12 protein-coding genes are annotated in these 16,715 nt (G+C 72.5%); 5 read left to right on the top strand and 7 right to left on the bottom strand.

Features of this window, described 5'->3' with window-relative positions:
* The first annotated feature begins 76 nt into the window (after positions 1–76).
* Positions 77–1,309 carry a YcaO-like family protein gene (locus K7C98_RS20450; protein ID WP_224193380.1) on the top strand — a complete coding sequence of 411 codons (1,233 nt, stop codon included), beginning with the start codon at positions 77–79 and terminating at the stop codon, positions 1,307–1,309.
* Between the two features lie 414 nt (positions 1,310–1,723).
* On the top strand, positions 1,724–3,052 hold the full coding sequence (locus K7C98_RS20455; RefSeq protein ID WP_224193381.1) for a TfuA-like protein: 1,329 nt from the start codon (positions 1,724–1,726) through the stop codon (positions 3,050–3,052).
* Between the two features lie 223 nt (positions 3,053–3,275).
* On the opposite strand, the gene K7C98_RS20460 is transcribed toward K7C98_RS20455, so the two are convergent.
* The 3 genes from K7C98_RS20460 to K7C98_RS20470 all read right to left on the bottom strand — a co-directional run bounded on the left by K7C98_RS20460 (position 3,276) and on the right by K7C98_RS20470 (position 5,264).
* On the bottom strand, positions 3,276–3,734 hold the full coding sequence (locus tag K7C98_RS20460; protein ID WP_224193382.1) for a GatB/YqeY domain-containing protein: 459 nt from the start codon (positions 3,732–3,734) through the stop codon (positions 3,276–3,278).
* Between the two features lie 39 nt (positions 3,735–3,773).
* Positions 3,774–4,562: an enoyl-CoA hydratase/isomerase family protein gene (locus tag K7C98_RS20465; RefSeq protein ID WP_224193383.1), complete on the bottom strand. Its 789-nt coding sequence runs from the start codon at positions 4,560–4,562 to the stop codon at positions 3,774–3,776.
* A 243-nt stretch (positions 4,563–4,805) separates the two neighbouring features.
* Positions 4,806–5,264, bottom strand: a complete 459-nt coding sequence (locus tag K7C98_RS20470; RefSeq protein WP_224193384.1) for a hypothetical protein — start codon at positions 5,262–5,264, stop codon at positions 4,806–4,808.
* Positions 5,265–5,539: 275 nt separating this feature from the next.
* On the opposite strand from K7C98_RS20470, the gene K7C98_RS20475 reads away from it, so the two are divergent.
* Together K7C98_RS20475 and K7C98_RS20480 are read left to right on the top strand one after the other, a co-directional pair.
* Positions 5,540–6,505, top strand: a complete 966-nt coding sequence (locus tag K7C98_RS20475) for an ABC transporter ATP-binding protein (protein ID WP_224193385.1) — start codon at positions 5,540–5,542, stop codon at positions 6,503–6,505.
* Positions 6,506–6,519: 14 nt separating this feature from the next.
* Entirely contained in the window at positions 6,520–8,367 is a 1,848-nt protein-coding gene (locus K7C98_RS20480) for a hypothetical protein (protein ID WP_224193386.1), read from the top strand.
* A 161-nt stretch (positions 8,368–8,528) separates the two neighbouring features.
* Here K7C98_RS20480 and K7C98_RS20485 read toward each other — a convergent pair whose 3' ends face one another.
* Both K7C98_RS20485 and K7C98_RS20490 read right to left on the bottom strand, forming a co-directional pair.
* Positions 8,529–9,473 (bottom strand): hypothetical protein, encoded by a 945-nt coding sequence (locus K7C98_RS20485; RefSeq protein ID WP_224193387.1) that lies wholly within the window; start codon positions 9,471–9,473, stop codon positions 8,529–8,531.
* Between the two features lie 106 nt (positions 9,474–9,579).
* Positions 9,580–11,025, bottom strand: coding sequence for a DUF4215 domain-containing protein (locus K7C98_RS20490; RefSeq protein WP_224193388.1), 1,446 nt, complete (start codon positions 11,023–11,025; stop codon positions 9,580–9,582).
* A gap of 192 nt (positions 11,026–11,217) precedes the next feature.
* Between K7C98_RS20490 and K7C98_RS20495 the strand changes: the two genes are divergently transcribed.
* The gene (locus tag K7C98_RS20495; protein WP_224193389.1) at positions 11,218–13,518 is read left to right on the top strand and encodes an OmpA family protein; all 2,301 of its coding nucleotides are present in this window, start codon (positions 11,218–11,220) and stop codon (positions 13,516–13,518) included.
* A gap of 210 nt (positions 13,519–13,728) precedes the next feature.
* On the opposite strand, the gene K7C98_RS20500 is transcribed toward K7C98_RS20495, so the two are convergent.
* Complete coding sequence (locus K7C98_RS20500; protein ID WP_224193390.1) at positions 13,729–14,277, bottom strand: hypothetical protein; 549 nt, start codon at positions 14,275–14,277, stop codon at positions 13,729–13,731.
* 1,882 nt (positions 14,278–16,159) lie between these two features.
* On the bottom strand, positions 16,160–16,681 hold the full coding sequence (locus K7C98_RS20505; RefSeq protein ID WP_224193391.1) for an HPP family protein: 522 nt from the start codon (positions 16,679–16,681) through the stop codon (positions 16,160–16,162).
* Positions 16,682–16,715 lie beyond the last annotated feature (34 nt).

Raw genomic sequence — 16,715 nt, forward strand, 5'->3', positions numbered from 1 at the left:
CCGGCGCCCGTCGGTCACCCCTGTCCCTGGGGGCATGCTCCCGGGGACAGGGTCTCGAGGACAGGAACTTTCGCACATGCCCGTACGGATCGGCGACCAACTCCTCGCCGCTGCCAAGGGCCACACGGCCGGGACGCACCGCACGCGCAGCCCGGCCGCGACGCTGCAGGCGTTCCGCCCGCTGATGCCGGGCCTCGGGATCACCCGCCTCGCCGACGTCACTGGCCTCGACGTCGTCGGCATCCCGGTGGTCCAGGCGGTGCGCCCGAACGCGCGCTCGGTCAGCGTGTCCCAGGGCAAGGGCGTCGACCGCGAGGCCGCAGCCGCGTCGGCGCTGATGGAGGCGATCGAGGCGTGGCACGGCGAACACGTGGCGGTGCCGCTGCGATACGAGCGCGCGACGGCGCTGCGACGCGAGGGCGAGGCGGTGGTCGACCTGCACGGACTGCCGCGTCGCGCCGACGCGGAGGTCCGCGAGGACCTGCCGCTGCTGTGGTGCCGCGGGTGGGACCTGCTGCAGGATCGGCCGACGTGGGTGCCGCACGCGTGCGTCAGCGTCGACTTCGTCCGCGACCCACGCGAGCCGCTGCCGCCGTTCATCGAGAGCACGAGCGGGCTGGCGTCGGGCAACCACCTGCTCGAGGCGATCGTCCACGCGCTGTGCGAGCTGATCGAGCGCGACGCGACGGCCCGCAGCGCCGGGACAGCCGAGGAGGCGAGCGGCGTGGACCTGGCGGGGGTGACCGATGCGAGCTGCCGCGCAGTGCTGGAACGCCTGGCGGCGGCGTCGATGCTGGTCGGCGCAGTCGAGATCACGTCGGAGGTCGGGGTGCCGGCGTACGCGTGCCGGATCGTCGACCGACCAGGCGCGCCGCGCTGGGCGGCCCGCGGGGCCTGCGGCGGCTACGGCTGTCACCTCGACCCGGCGGTGGCCCTGCTGCGCGCGCTGACGGAGGCGATACAGACGCGGCTGACGCTGATCGCGGGGAGCCGCGATGATCTGTCTTTCAAGACATACGAGGCGTTCACCGACCCGCAAGGCAGCGCGGACGAGGCGGCGGCGCTGGCGGCGGCGCCCGGGCGGCGGAGACTCGGGGCCACGTCGGCGACGGACAGCTTCGAGGGAGACCTCGAGCTGCTGCTCGGACGGCTGCGGGCGACCGGGTGCAGCAGCGCGGTGCTGGTCGACCTGACGCGGGCGGAGATCGGGGTGCCGGTGGCGCGGATGATCGTACCTGGCCTCGAGGGCAGGTTCTCCGGGATGGCTCCGGGGGCCCGCGCTCGCGCTCGCGCTCGTGGGGGGGTATGAGATGCGCGGTGCGGGGAATGCTGGCCGAGGCGTCGGCGCGGGGCGGCGGAGAGCTGGGTGGGGCGGCCCGGGGGCGGCGAGCACGGGTCCCTCGCGACGCGAGACCTGCCATGCCAGGTGCTCGCCGCCGATGAAGGATTGGCGCGTGTCCGCGGAGTGGCTCGGCGTCTGCGCGCCAGCAGCCCTCGCTGCGTCCCCTGCTCGCCGCCCCCGGGCCGCCCCGCGACGAGCGTCTCGGGCCCCGCTCGTGTCGGTGCGGGGAGCGTGGTGCCGACGATTACGGGGACTCGTCCGAGTGGTCGGATGGTCATGTCTTCAGGGACATGTCTTCGAGGGAGGGCAGGACGATCGACTGTTTGATAGGGCATGTCTTCGGGGACATGTCTCCGAGGGAGCCCCGGCGAGAAACGGGGCGTGGGGGAGGGGGCTGCGCGGGTCATGAGCGGCATGGTCGTGTTCCTCGGGCCGACGCTCGCGGTGGCCGAGGCGTCGCTGCACACGCCGGCGAACATCTTGCCGCCGGCGCGGCTCGGGGACGTGTACGACGCGGTGACGCGGCAGGGGGCGCGGGCGATCGGGCTGGTCGACGGGCTGTTCAACTCGGTGCCGGCGGTGTGGCACAAGGAGATCCTGTTCGCGCTGTCGCGGGGGGTGCGGGTGTTCGGGGCGGCGAGCATGGGGGCGCTGCGGGCGGCCGAGCTGCACACGTTCGGGATGGAGGGCGTGGGAGCGGTGTTCGCGGCGTTCGCCAGCGGCGAGCTGACCGACGACGACGAGGTGGCCGTGGCCCACGGGGCGGCGGAGTCGGGGTTCAGGCCGCTGTCGGAGGCGCTGGTCAACATCCGCCACGGGCTCGAGATGGCCGAAGGGGCAGGTTCGATCTCGGCGGCGACGGCGAGCCGGCTGCTGGCGCACGCGAAGGCGACGTTCTACGCCGACCGCTCGTGGCCGGCGCTGTTCCGTGCGGCGCCCGGGCTGGGGATCGGCGAGGACGAGCTGGCGGGGCTGCGCGCGTTCGTCGGGCGGGTGCGCCCCAACCGCAAGCGCGACGACGCGATCGCGCTGCTGCGGGCCATGACCGACGCGGGCGGCGAGGCGATGCCGCCCCACGTGCCGACGTTCGAGTTCGAGGCGACGAGCTTCTGGGAGTCGATGGTCGCGACGACGGCGCGCGCGGAGGCGACGGCGCCGCGCGAGGAGGCGCTGGCGCTGCACGCGTTGCTGTCCCCCGGCGGCGAGGAGCGCGGGCGCGGGGCGCTGCTGCTGGCGCTGGCGGAGGCGGAGGCGGAGCGCCGCGGGCTCGAGGTCGAGGGGGCGGCGATGAGCGCGGCGGCCGAGCGGATCCGCCGCGCGCTCGGGCTGCGCGACAAGCTGGCCATGAGTACATGGCTCAAAGAGCAGGGGCTCGATCTGGCCGGGTCGCAGGCGCTGCTGCGGGCGGAGGCGATCGTCGAACTGCTCGGCCGCGAGTACGCGACGGCGGTGCGCAGTCTGGTGACGCTCGAGCTGCAACGCCGCGGCGAGCTGGGGCGGGTGCGCGAGGCGCTGGCGAGCGCAGGGGAGAGCGGCTGGTCGGAGACGGGGCTGTCGCGCGAGGCGCTGCTGCAGTGGTACGAGACCGAGGTCAGGTGGCTCGGAGCCGACCTGCCGACAGCGCTGCGCTCGCTGGGGCTGTCGACGCTCGATCAGCTGCTGACGGCGATCGCCCGGGTCCACGCGGTGCGGTCGCAACGAGGCTCCTGAGGGAAAAAATCGGCGTGGCCGCGAGGTGCGGCGATCGAGCACCGCGGAGGAACGATGAGCGTCCCGTGGTCATCACCGACCACGAGCAGCGATGGCCCGGCGACTTCGCGTACGCGGCGACCCGTATCCGCGACCTGGCGGAACGGGTCGGCTGGCAGCACGACGCGGTGTGACGCGGCGCGGACCGGCGGATATAGCGACCGCGCCTGGCAACGGTGACGGCTCAGCCGCCGGAGAGGACGCGGGTGGCGACCTGCTTGAGCAGGTCGGCGTCGACGTCGTCCTTGTGATTCTTCATGACCATGCCGACGAGCTTGCCGACCTGCTTGGGGTCGGTGATGTTGTTGGCGGCCACGGCCTCGCGCACGAGCGCCTCGGTGGCGGCCTCGTCGAGGCGGCTGGGCATGAATTGCTCGCAGAAGCCGAGCTCGAACTTCGCTTCGCCGAGCAGCTGCTGGCCGCGCTCGCCGAGCTTCTCGTACTCGGCGATGGTCTTCTTCAGCTGCTTGACGTACGACTTGATGGTGTCGAGCCACAGGGCGTCGTTGTCCTCGGCGCCGGAGCCCGACTTGAGCTCGAGCAGGATCTTGCTCTTGAGCATGCCGATGACGTTCTTGGTCGCCTCGTCGCGGGCGAGGCGGGCCTCGCGCAGCTTGGCTTCGATCTGGTCTTTGACGGACATGAGGCCGCGGAAGATAACAAACAATTGTTCCGCGGCGCTTCAACCGCCGCGAAAGCGCGGCGAACGACGCTCCCGCGCGGCCGCTCGACCTTCGCGGAAGTCGTCGCTGGTGTAGGCGACGCGGCGGGCTCGCTCGTGCGCGGCGAGCTCTTCGGCGGTCGGTCCGCCGCGGTCGAGCGCGCGCAGCAGGTCCCGATGGGCCCGCAGGCTCTGCGGCGCGCCCCGACGTAGTCGGGCGGCCAGCTCCTCGCCGGCTCGCGCGAGCTCGTCCTGCGGGTGCAGCCCGGCGAGCGCGCCGGCGCGGTCGGCCTCCTCGGCGGTGATGCCGTCGGCGGCGAGCAACATCCGCCGCGCGAGCGCCGGACCGAACACCCGCCGCAGGAGGGCGACGCCGGCGGCGTGGTAGACGACGCCGAGGCGCGCGGCGGGGACGGTGAAGCGGACGCCGGGCGCGGCGATCCGAACATCGCAGGCCGCGACCAACTCGACGCCGGCGCCGAACACGTCGCCGTGGACGACGGCGACGACCAGGGCGTCGCAGGTCTGCAGGGCGGCAGTGGCGGTGATGAGCGGGGCGTCGGGGGCGTCGGCGTCCGCGGCGTCGACCTGTCCTTCGGGCAAGGCGTCGAGGTCGAAGCCGGCGCAGAAGCACGGGCCGGCGGCGGCGTCGAGCACGACGATCTCGCCGCGGAGCGCCCGCGCCCCGGCCTCGATCGCGGCCAGCATGGCGGGCGTGAGGGCGTTGCGCTTGCGCGGGTGGCTGATCGTCCAGCGGACGATGCCGGGCGCGAGCACGGTCTCGATCAGCCGGCCGGGTTCATCGCGCATGCGCGGCGACCTCGTGGACGGGCGAGCGAGCGAGGACGAGGCCGCGCGGTGCGAGCGGCTCGCGGTCGGGGGTGCGATCGAGGTGCAGGGCGCCGGCGCGAGCCATGGCGGCAGCGAAGCGCGGGCCCGCGGGGCGAGTGAAGGCGTGGCCGCGTGACCGATGCGAGCCGCGATCGCCGGACGCGACGAGACGCGGCCCGCGATCGCGGCGGGCGCACGCGGAGGCGCGACGAGCGGCGGGGCTCATGGCGCGGGCGCGGGGACAGGAGCGGACTTGACCTTGCCCTTCCCCTCGGGGGCGGACAGCACGAGGTCCTTGCCGCCGGAGCTGGACGGCAGCTCCGGCCTCACCAGACCGGCCTCGACGTCGCGGCGCAACCGCTCGAGTTCCTGCGCCTGTGGACTGTCGGGGTTCTGCAAGATCTTGCGGCGTAGCGCGTGGGCTCGCGCGCGCCGCTGGTCGGGGGTGAGGGTGTTCGGGTCCGACTCGATGAGCGCGATCTCTTCCGCGGTGAGCGGCGGCTCCTTGGGGATCTCGAGCTTCTCGGGCGCGGCAGCCGGGGCGGCCGCAGGCGCGGGCGCGGGGCTCGGCGGAGGGGCCTTGGCGGCCTCGGCAGGAGCGCTCTTGCCGGCCTGGACCGGCGCGGGGGCCGTGGGACCGCAGGCAGCGAAAAGGAGCGCGGCGATGAGCGGGCGTCGCATGGGGCGCAGCATACCAAACCGAACGGGCGCCGCAGCAGCGGTGGGGCCGCGAGTCGGCGGTCCGCGGGCGGCGCGGGGCCGCGGGAGGTCAAGGCTCGACGGGCGAGCCGGTGCGGGCGAGAGGCCTTCGGGGGCCCGGGCGAGCCCCGATCACGCCGGCCGGAGGGCTGGAGAGAAGATGTCCCGAGGGACAGGTTCGTGCGGTCGCGCTCGACGGCGGGCGGGGGATGGGCTGAAATATCGGCGGGTGCGGCGACGTTCGTCGCCCGACGAGCATGCGGATCGACCTGCGGAACCTCGGCAAGACCTACGACGGCGACCGCTGGGCCATCCGGGGGCTCGACCTCACCATCCCGAGCGGGTCGATCTGCGGCCTCATCGGGCCCAACGGCGCCGGCAAGTCGACCACGCTGCGCATGCTGGCGACGGTGATGCGGCCGAGCGAGGGCGAGATCCAGTTCGACGGCCGGCCGCCCGAGGTCGACGACGCCGAGCTGCGGCGGGCGATCGGCTTCCTCGGCGACGGCAACCCGCTCTACAAGCACATGAGCCCGGCCGAGTACCTGCGCTTCTTCGGCGAGTGCTTCCGAGTGCCGGACAAGGAGCTCGCGGCGGCGGTCGAGGACATGCTCGTGACCTTCGACCTGGTCGACAAGCGCGACGCGCCGGCCGGCTCGCTGTCGAAGGGGATGCGCCAGCGGCTGCTGATCGCCCGCTGCCTGCTGCACAAGCCGCGGCTGCTCATCCTCGACGAGCCGGCCGACGGCCTCGACCCCCGCGGGCGCAGCGAGCTGCGGACCATCCTGCTGCGCACGCGCGAGCGCGGGACCACGGTGCTGATCTCGTCGCACATCCTGCGCGAGCTCGACGACCTGTGCGATCAGCTGGCGATCCTGCAGCAGGGCAAGCTGGTGGTCGCGGGCGACGTCGCCGACATCATCGAGCGCTACGAGGTGCGCCGGTTCGTCTACGAGCTGCGGATCTTGCCGCCCACCGGGCCCGAGGGGGCCGGCAGCGAGCGCGCGCGCGAGGTGCTGGTGGGCCATCGCGCGCTGATCGAGTCCAGCGGGTTCGAGGACGGCTGCGAGACGATCACCGCCCAGATCCCGGGGGGCGAGGACCGCATGGCCGACACCCTCGCCGCGCTGGTGGCCGCCGGCGTCCGCGTGGTCACCTGCAGCCGCGTCCGCAGCCGCCTCGAAGACGTCTATAACCGCCTGTCCGAAGACCGCGTCAACTAGCCCAGGAGCCGCCCATGTCCCGCCGCCTTTCGATCCGCTCCGCCGCCCGGCCCTTCGTCGCCCGCGCCCTCCGCGGCCCCCGTGGCCGCCGCCTGCTCGCGCTGTCCGTCCTGCTGACCGCGATGTCCGGGTTGCTCGGCGTGTGGCTGGCTCTCGGGACAGGTGAGTTCGAGCGCGAGCTGCGGACCGCGTTCTCCCTCGAGGAGAACACCTTCCGCCAGGAGCAGGCGCGCTTCGTCCTGATCGCAGACTCGGCCGACGAGGCGGCGGCGCTCCGCACCGCGCTGCAGCGCCGCGCCGCCGGCCTGCCGCCGGGATACGACGACGCCGCCAATCGGGTGCAGAACATGCTCGACACGGCCGAATTGCGCCTGCGCCAGGCGGCGGTCGGTGAGCCGCCGCGCGGGCTCCGCGAGCTGCAGGTGGCGGCGGTGCGGACCCTCGAGACATGGACGAAGAGCCATGTCCCTTCGGGCAGCTACCGCGCGGGCGACTACTTCGCCTGGTACGACGCCGACGAGGTCCGCGCGTTGCGCTCGGTGGTGGCGCGCGAGATGACGCCGGCGGTCGAGATCTACGCCTCGCCGCTCGGGCCGCTCGACGCCCTGCGGATGGCGGGGGTGTTGGCCGGCGGGGCGCTGATGATGTTGTTGCTGCTGGCGGCGCCGGTGCTGGCGGGCACGCAGATGGCCCAGGAGACGCACGAGAACACGCTGCAGCCGCTGGCCGGCAGCGCGCTGCGGGCCCAGGAGCTGGCGATCGGTCTGACGGCCGGGCCGCTGGCGGTGGTCGGGGTGTTGGCGGCGCCGCAGCTGCTCCTGCTGCTCGCGGCCGCGGCGGCCGTCGGCCACGTCGGCTCGGCGCTGGCGCTGGTCGCGGTGACGATGGCCGGCGGGGCGTTCCTGCTCCTGCTGGCGCAGCTGGCCGGGCTCGCGCTCGGCAAGGTCCGCTCGCCCGGCCTGGTCGCCGGCGGCCTGGCGGGCATCCTCAGCATCCTCGGCGGGATCGGCGTGGCGCTCGCGGCCGAGATGTCCCAGAGGACAGCCGGCACGCTGGCCCTGCTGCCGCAGGCGGCGGCCAGCCACTCGCTCGCGCAGGCGTTCGGGCTCGGCGGCGAGGGCCCGGCCTTCGGCGCCGAGATCGACACGACGATGCCGGTGATCGTCGGCGCGCTCGGCATGCTGACGCTGGCGTACCTCGGCCTGCGCGCGCTGGCCCGGCGGGTCGGCAACACCGACATGGTGACGCTGCGCGGCGGCGAGGCGCTGGTCGGCGCGATCGCGGCGATGGTGCTGGTGACCACCGCCAACCCGCCGCTCGACGAGTGGCGCAGCGAAGAGTTCTACCTGCTGAACCTCGGCATGCTGTCGATCCCGCTGGCGATCCTGCTGATGATGCGCGCGCCGACGGGGGATGTCCCGCCGGCCCTGCGGCGCACGCCGGTCGGGCCGCTGGTCGGCGAGTTCATGGCCTGGGCCGCGCTCTACCTCGCGCTGGCCGCGACGATGCTCCCGCACGGCGCCATGCACGTGTTCGGGCACCCGGTTGCGTTCCTCCACGCGCTGTGGTTCCTGGTCGTGACCGCGCTGCTGTCGCTGCGCGTGGCCGTCGCGCCGATGACCTTCGCCTCGCGCCTGTGGACCATGGTGTGCATGGCGATGCTGGCGATCGCGTTCGGCGAGACGGCGGTGTGGTCGCGCTCGGCCCAGAACCTCTACGCCAGCCACCCCGCCGTGTTCGCGTTGTCCGAGCTGAGCCCGCTGCTCGGGTTCGTCCAGGCGGCCCTGACGATCGCGGTCCCGTGGACGCTGCTGCGCGCGCTCCGGCGCCCGGCCTCGGTCGCGCCGGTGACCGTCGAGTAGGAGGGTGGCCCGAAGGGCATGTCCTTCGGGCCATCAGGCGAGAGAGGCCGCGGCCCGCGCCGCGGCCTGTTTGCGCGGCGCGACGGCGGCCCGGGGGCGCGCGAATGGCCCGGAGGACATGTCCTTTGGGCCATCACGCCGCGCGCCCGGTGCGTCGCCGCTCAGCCGCGGCTCGGCAGGGCGCCGTGGAACGTCGACTTGAGCTCGGCGACCCGCGAGGTGTCGTTGAGGTCGATCGGCGGGATGGTGTCGTAGGCCTCGTAGAAGGTGTGGGCCGGCATGTCCTCGGGGATCTCGAGGGCGCGGCGGATCTTGCGGTTGTCGGGCACGAAGCCGCGGTGGAGCAGGCGCTCGATGGTGGCGCCGATGGTGCCCTGGAGGCCGCAGATCAGGATGCCGACGCGGTCGGGGCGGAAGGTGTTGCGGTCGAGGCCGAGGCTGTCCTCGAGGCCAGGCAGGCGGTCCGCCAGGAAGAAGTCCTCGGCGCGGCCGACGTGTCCGGTCCAGTTGGTCTCCTCGCGCGGGCGGCTGACGGTCGGGAGGTAGCGCAGGCCGTGGTTCTTGGCCAGCGCGTCGAGCTCGTCGCGGTAGCCGAGGTCCTTGCTGTAGCTGGCGCCGTGGATGATGGCCCAGTCGTCGAGCCGCACCAGGGGGTCCTGGTTGACCTTGCTGCGCACCATCGACAAGAACGGCGCCAGGCCGGTGCCGGCGGCCACGCACACCTTGAGCCGCGAGTCGTGGCCCATGGTGTCCTCGACGGTGAACTTGCCGACCGGCTGCGAGCGCAAGAACATGCGGTCGCCGGCGCGGGTCTTCCACAGCAAGTGGGTGAGCGGGTTGTCCGACTCCGGCTTCTCGACGAAGCGGATGTAGAACTCGACCAGGTCGCGCCGCTCGGGGGCCGAGGCGATCGACATCGGCCGCCGCACGCTGCCCAGCTCGGGCTTCTCGCGGTTGTTGAGGCCGATCGTGAGGTACTGCCCGGGCACGAACCACGAACCCTCTCCGGGCAGCGCTTCGTCGGGGCGGATCCGGAACACCGCGAGGGCGGGGGTGAGGTCCTCGCGCTCGGCGAGGGTCGCGTTGTACACGAGCTCTTTGGCCATGATGTGACTTTACCCGGGCGGTGTGCGGCGGAACAAGCGCCGGCGCGGCCCGCCGCGTGGAGCCGCGCCCATCGAATCGGCGCTCATTATACGGGATATCCTGGGGTCAGTCCGCCGCGAAGGCGCGGACCCACACGTTGAGGTCTTCGCCGAGAACATTGGACTGGCCGGCGAGGACCAGGAAGTCGGGCCCCCAGGCGGCGGCGATGCCGTCGTCGTACAGGTCGATGTCGTCGTTGTTGTAGGTGTGCGTCCAGATCTCGGTCCCGTCGCCGGCGAAGAGGCCGGCGAAGGCGTTGTCGAACTGGCCGGGGGCGACGAAGAAGCCGGAGGCGAAGATGCGCTCATCGGGGCCGACGACGACGCCGTTGCCGAGGCCGAACAGGAATTCGTAGTCCTTGGTGACGGTCCACTTCTCGGCGAAGTCGGGGCCGACGCGGCGCAGGCCGAAGTCGACGCCGGTGACCCCCTCGGGCGCCCGCCGGCCGACGAGCACGAGGTCGCCCGCGTCGCCGATCGGGACGGCGTCGAGCCAGCCGCCGCCGGGGTGGTCCTCGATCTGGGTGTCGACGATCGCGCCGTCGGTGTCGAGGGTGATGAGCACCGGGCGGGCGGTGTTGTCCTCGTCGACGGAGAAGCCGCCGGTGAGCAGGCCGGCGTCGGTCCGGACGAGGAGGTAGCCGAGCACGCGGAAGGTGTCGGCCTGCGTGACGGTCTTCCACACGGCCTCGCCGTCGGCGAGGTCGTGGCGGCGTACGGTCATCTGCGTGCCCATGTCGAGCAGGTCCTCCTGGCCGGTCGAGTAGAGCGCGCCGTCAGCCAGCAAGAGGCGGCGGTTGAGCGCGTAGTCCACCACCGGCGAGCCGTCGACGAAGCTCCAGCCCTCGTTGCCGTCGGCGTCGAAGCTGCGCACCACGGCCATCGCCGAGTTGTCAGGCCCCTCCTCGTAGCCGGCGGCGTAGATGTTGCCGTCGTCGTCGACGACCACGTGCTCGAAGGCGTTGCGGTCGCCGAGCATGTCGGGGTAGGTCTTCCTCCACAGCTCGGTGCCGTCGGGGTTGAGCGCGATGAGCAGCGCGTCGGTGTCGGCCGGGCTCACGCCCTCGACGCCGGCGAGGATGATGCGGCCGGTCTTGTCGATGGCGACCGCCCTGGCGCTGTCGAACTCGTCGGCCGCGCCGTTGTGGGTGTAGGTCCAGAGGACGTTGGCTGTCCTCTCGCACTTCGAGTTGCAGCCGTCGTCGGGCTCGTCGTTGCCGTCGTCGCACGCCTCGGACTCGGCGACGACGGCGTCGCCGCACACGGCCGGCGCCGGACCGGTGCTCGTCGAGGTCGGCGCGTCCGTGGTCGCGTCGGTGGTCGTCGGCGTGCCGGTGGTGGTGGTGATGTCGGGATCGGCCGTGTCCGAGGTCGTGGTGGTCGGATCGGTGTCCGTGCCCGAATCGGTGGTGGCGGTCGAGTCGGAGGGGCAGCCGGTCGCGAGCAGGAGCCAGGGTCCAAGAGACAGGACCGCGAGGCGTGCTGCACGGTCAGGGCGATAGAGGTTCGACATGACTGCATGATCGCACGTCGATGGCCCTCGGTCTGCGAAGGCCGCATATCTCGCTTTCCGTCACGCACGGGCGACCGGGTCGGAAAATAGTTGGTGGTGCACCGGCCAAACTCCGTGCTCGCGTCCGCACGCCCGGGGGCGGATCGCCACAAAGGTTTGACAGGTGTGCGCCCTTTGGGGGACGCTTCCTGCATGCGACGTGCCTCGCTGCTTGCGCTCTCGGGGATCTTCCTGGGACTGCCCCTCCGCGCCGCCGCGGCGGAGCCGCCCCCGCTCCCCGCGGACGCGACGACGCCACCGCCGGCCGGCGCCGAGGCGCCCGCGGATGCGCCCCCGGCGTTGCCGAGCGGCGATCCAGGGGCCGTGGCGCCGCCCGCGGGGGCAGAGGGCGCGGTGAGCGGCGAGGCGGACGGAGCTGTCTCCGGGGACCTGTCCGGAAGTACACCTCCGGTGGTCGACGCGTTCGAGACGCCGACGCCCGGGCCCGCGGTCGAGGTGCCGGGGCCCGCCGCCGCGCCGCCGAGCACCGACAAGCAGCCGGGGATGGTGCAGGGGCGGCGCGAGCCGGCGGTCAACAGCCTGCGCGGCGGCCTCGGTCTGTACCACACGACGCTGGCCGACGTCGGCGGGCGCCACACGGTCCGCGTCCGCCTGCACACCGACTTCTTCCGCAAGAGCGGGTTCATCTACGACAGCTCGGAGCACGGGGCCGACGAGCAGGGCCGCGTGCGCGGCACGGTCAACATCGGCTACAGCCCGTTCAAGTGGGGCGAGTTGTTCCTGGCGGTGCACAGCCAGGCGTCGCGCAACGCTCGCGCGCAGCCCGGGCGCCAGGACCCGGTCAATCAGTTCGCGCTCGGCGACCTCGACTTCGGCATCAAGGGCGCGCACCGGTTCGTCAAGGGCGGCGCGATCGGCCTCGGCGGTCAGCTCGGCCTCGGCCTGCTGTCGGGCACGAGCCGCCTGCTCACCGACAAGGTCAACTTCAACATCGACTTCCTGTTCACCGTCGACGTCCGCTACCTGACGAAGAAGCAGGTGCCGGTGCGGTTCAGCACCAACATCGGGTGGATCCTCGACAACTCCGGCAAGCTGATCGACTTCGAGAAGTTCACCGACGCGACCAGCCGCGAGGTGTCCCGCTTCGCCCTCGGGGTGGCGCCGAGCCGGGTGCGCATGCGCTACGGCTTCGACTTCCCGGTCCGCCTCGGCAAGGAGGGCAAGTTCGGCCTCGACCCGATCGTCGAGCTCGCGTGGGACGTCGCCACCGCCGAGATGACCGCGTTCCGCCAGGAGGGCGCGACGCCGTCGCCGCTGCCGCGCTCGAGCCTGTGGGGGACCGTCGGCCTGCGCGCCAACGTGATCGCCGGGCTCCACCTCGACGCCGCGGTCGACATCGGCATGGTCTCGCCGAACTTCGAGTACGGCCCGCCGGTGGCGCCGTGGCAGGTGATCCTCGGCCTCGGCTGGTCGATCGATCCGAACCCGGTGGTCAAGGAGGTCCCGGCGCCGGTGAGCAACGAGCTGCCGCCGGCGCCCGTGGTGGTCGAGGGCCGCGTGGTCGGCCAGGTGCTCGACAGCACCGGCGCGCCGGTCCCCGGGGCCAAGGTGCGCTTCCCCGGCGCGGCCAGCAATGCGATCCTCACCGACGACCAGGGCAACTTCACCAGCTACAGGTTCCCCGAAGGACAGGTGGCGATCCAGGTCGAGCTGGCCAACAAGGCCACGAAGGACGCGACGGCCGACATCAAGGCCGGCGAGGACACGCAGATCACGATCACGATGGACGTCGCCAACACGCCGCCGGTCGGGATGCTCGACGGCGCGTTCACCGACGAGGCGGGCGCGCCGATCCTGGTCACGCTGTCGGTCTCGGGCCAGGGCGTCGACGAGCCGTTCACCAGCACCGAGGGCGGGCTCATCCGCCTCGAGCTGCCGGCCGGCGATTACTTCGCCATCGCCCGCGCGCCGGGCTTCGAGGACAAGTCGCTGCGCTTCACGGTGGCGGCGGGCGAGCAGATGACGACGGTGAAGGAGTCGCTGCGGCGCGCCGTGCCGGTCGAGACGCCGCTCGTCAGCGGCAAGGGCAAGACGCTGCGGCTCAAGAAGGCGATCAAGTACACCTCGGCCAACGGCGTCGACGACAAGAGCGCGCCGCTGATCGAGCAGCTGGCGGCGTTCCTGGGCGCGCACCCCGAGTACGAGGAGATCGAGATCGGGGTCCACACCGACGACCGCGGCGCGCCGAAGCAGCGCAGCAGCGAGCGCGCCGACGCGGTCCGCAGCGCGCTGCTCGCCAAGGGCGTCAGCCCCGATCGGGTGACCGCCAACGGCTACGGCGACAACAGCCCGGTCGCGGTCAACCTGACCGCGGCGGGCCGGGCCAAGAACAACCGCACGGTCATCAAGGTGACTCGCTACAAGGGCGAGGCGGCGAAGCCGCCGAAGGCGAGCAAGAAGAAGGCCGACGAGCCGGCCGCGCCGCCGCCCTGACGGACGCGCAGAGCCGGCCTGGACGCGGCCGCGGGCGGTTCACGCTCGCGGCTGAATCGCTAGCGGCGCCGGCGGTTCGGCCGTGAGACCGGGGCAGTGCATTTGGGACATGTCTGTTCATGCAGGTTGGGCGACCGTCCGGCGGGCGCCGGGGGTCACGGCTGATCGGCCGAGAGATGTGGCGAGAAGCATGTCCGTTCGGACATGTGCTCAGGTGCAGGCGCAGGTGCACTCGGGCGGCGCGTCGGCGCCGGCGCACAGGCCCCAGCCGGCCGGCGTGCCGCACAGGCCCTCGCTGGGGCCGGCCATGATCAGCTCGACGGCGCCGTCGCAGCCGCGCCGCCCGAACACGCCGAGGCCGATCTGGTCGCACGAGGTCGGGACCGGGCACTCGCTCTCGTCCGGCACGAACACGCACGTGCGGTAGAGCTGGGTGATGTCGCAGGTGCCGGGGTAGACCGGGACGACGTCGAGCCAACGGCACACGCCGCCGCCGTGGGCGACGCCGTCGCAGGCCGGGGCGGAGGTCAGGGCGGCGCAGTAGGCTTCACCTTCGGACATGTCCTCGGGGACCTGCCCCGAAGTTCCGGTCGGCTCGACCTCGCCGGTCGAGGCGCCGCCGTCGGTGCCGCACTCGGGCGGGTCGCCGAACTCGGTCGGCGAGGTCTCCGAGACGACCACGAGGCCGCCGGTGTTCGACCCCGTGGGCTCCTTGCAGGCGCACAGGACGAGGCCGAAGACGAGCGCGGCGCGGATCATCGCCCCGATGGTGTAGACAAGCCCGGGGCCGCGCGGCAGGGGCTCGGGGCGAGCGCTTGCGCACGCTCCTGCGCGTGGCGGGCGCGCCTCGCGGTCTTGCAAGGGGAGGAGGTCCCGGCTGGTGTTGAGCGTGGCGAGGTCGGAGTCGCGGGCTTGTTGTTGCGAAGGGCGTCGCGGGGTCGGAGTCGCGGGGCTTGTCGATGCGAAGTCGCATGGTCGGAGTCGCGGGGTTGTCGGTGCGAAGTCGCGGGGTCGGAGTCGCGGGGCTTGTCGATGTGCAGAGGGTCGCGGTCGGAGTCGCGGGGCTTGTCGGTGCGAAGTCGCGTGGTCGGAGTCGCGGGGCTTGTCGGTGCGAAGTCGCGTGGTCGGAGTCGCGGGGCTTGTCGGTGCGAAGTCGCGTGGTCGGAGTCGCGGGGCTTGTCGGTGCGAAGAGCGTCGCGGGGCCGGAGTCGCGGGGCTTGTCGGTGCGAAGTCGCGTGGTCGGAGTCGCGGGGCTTGTCGGTGCGCAGAGCGTCGCGGGGCCGGAGTCGCGGGGCCGTGGGGTGTGGGGGGGGCGGCGAGCGGGGGGCATGGGTCCCTCGCTTTCGTCGGGCACCCCCCCAAGGCACGTGCTCGGCGCGACTCCTGCGAGAGACTGCTGCCTCGATGCAGCGGGACTCGCTTCGATGACGGACTGTGCGCCTCCGCGCGAGCCTTGGGCTCCGCCCCGCCGGCGTCCCATGCCCCCCGCTCGCCTTGAGAAGGGTTTGGCGGCCCCGCTCGTCCCCATGCGTCGGGTGCCGCGTTGCACCGGATGCCCCGCTCGTCGCCGTGCCGTCGTCGCCTCTGCGCATGAGGCTCTGCGCGTCGCTGCTCTTCATCGAGATGTAGAGGCTTGCTGGTGCAACGAATGAGGGCGGGCGACGAGCGGGGATCGTGGTCGCACGACGAATAAGAACGGCGCGAGCGGGCATCGGGGTCGCGCGATGATCGAGGGCCGGGGACGAGCGGGCATCGTGGTCGCGCGAGGGACGAGGGCGGGCGACGAGCGGGCATCGTGGTCGCGCGAGGGACGAGGGCGGGCGACGAGCGGGCATCGTGGTCGCGCGAGGGACGAGGGGGGCGACGAGCGGGCATCGTGGTCGCGCGATGAACGAGACCTGGGGACGAGCGGGCATCGGGGTCGCGCGATGAACGAGACCCGGCGACGAGCGGGGCCGCCAAACCCTTCTCAAGGCGAGCGGGGGGCATGGGACGCCGGCGGGGCGGAGCCCAAGGCTCGCGCGGAGGCGCACAGTCCGTCATCGCAGCGACAGCCGCTGAATCGAGGGAAAGAGCGACTCGCAGGAGTCGCGCCGAGCACGTGCCTTGGGGGGGTGCCCGACGAAAGCGAGGGACCCATGCCCCCCGCTCGCCGCCCCCCCACACCCCACGGCCCCGCGACATCTTCGACTCGACGACGAAGGCACCGAGAGCCCGCGACATCTTCGACTCGACACACTATCGCATCAAGAGCCCGCGACATCCTCAACTCGACGATTATGGCACCGAGAGCCCGCGACATCTTCGACTCGACACACTATCGCATCAAGAGCCCGCGACATCTTCGACTCGACACACTATCGCATCAAGAGCGCGCGACATCTTCGACTCGACGATTATGGCACCGAGAGCCCGCGACATCTTCGATTTGACGACGAAGGCCCTGAGAGTCCGCGACAACTTCGAGTCGACGCACTATCGCATCAAGAGCGCGCGACAGCTTCGAGTCGACGACGAAGGCACCGAGAGCCCGCGACATGTTCGAGTCGACGACGAAGGCACCGAGAGCCCGCGACAGCTTCGAGTCGACGCACTTTGATTCGACGACGAGATGCATCAAGGCTCGACGCTTGGACATGCGTCATCGGACATGTCCTGAAGAGCTGGCCGTCTCCGTGCGGATCAGGCCGAGCCGGCGCAGGGCCGCGCACACGAGGACGAGCACGAGCACCGCCGCCTCGATCAGGACGAGGTCGCGCGGGTGGCGGATGAAGCCGAGCGCGACGATCAGGGTGGTCGCGCCCGCGGGCGCGTGCTCGGCGTCGAGGAGGACGGCGAACGCCGCGGTGGCGGCGATGGCGAGGGTGGCGGCGCCGAGGTGCGGGAGGTCGAATTGGGTGAGCACGGCCGGGATGTCGGCGACGTCGAACAGGCGCACGGCCGCCGCGCCGCACACGACGGCGATGGCGTGACCGACGAGCACGCGGCGCGGATGGTTGGCCGGGGCTGCCGGGGCCGCGAACGCGAGGAAGGCGGTCGGCCCCAGCGAGGGGAACACCCACGGCAATTCTGTCCACAGGGCCGCGGCCGAACAGACGGCGATCGCCAGGCCGGCGCCGAGGCCGACGCGCGCGGCGCGGGCGAGGCGGGATGGGTCCGGCACGGGCACGGCGAGAGCATGACGCGGCGGGCCGCGC

Source organism: Nannocystis pusilla (assembly GCF_020073745.1).
GTDB classification, from domain to species: domain Bacteria; phylum Myxococcota_A; class Polyangia; order Nannocystales; family Nannocystaceae; genus Nannocystis; species Nannocystis radixulma.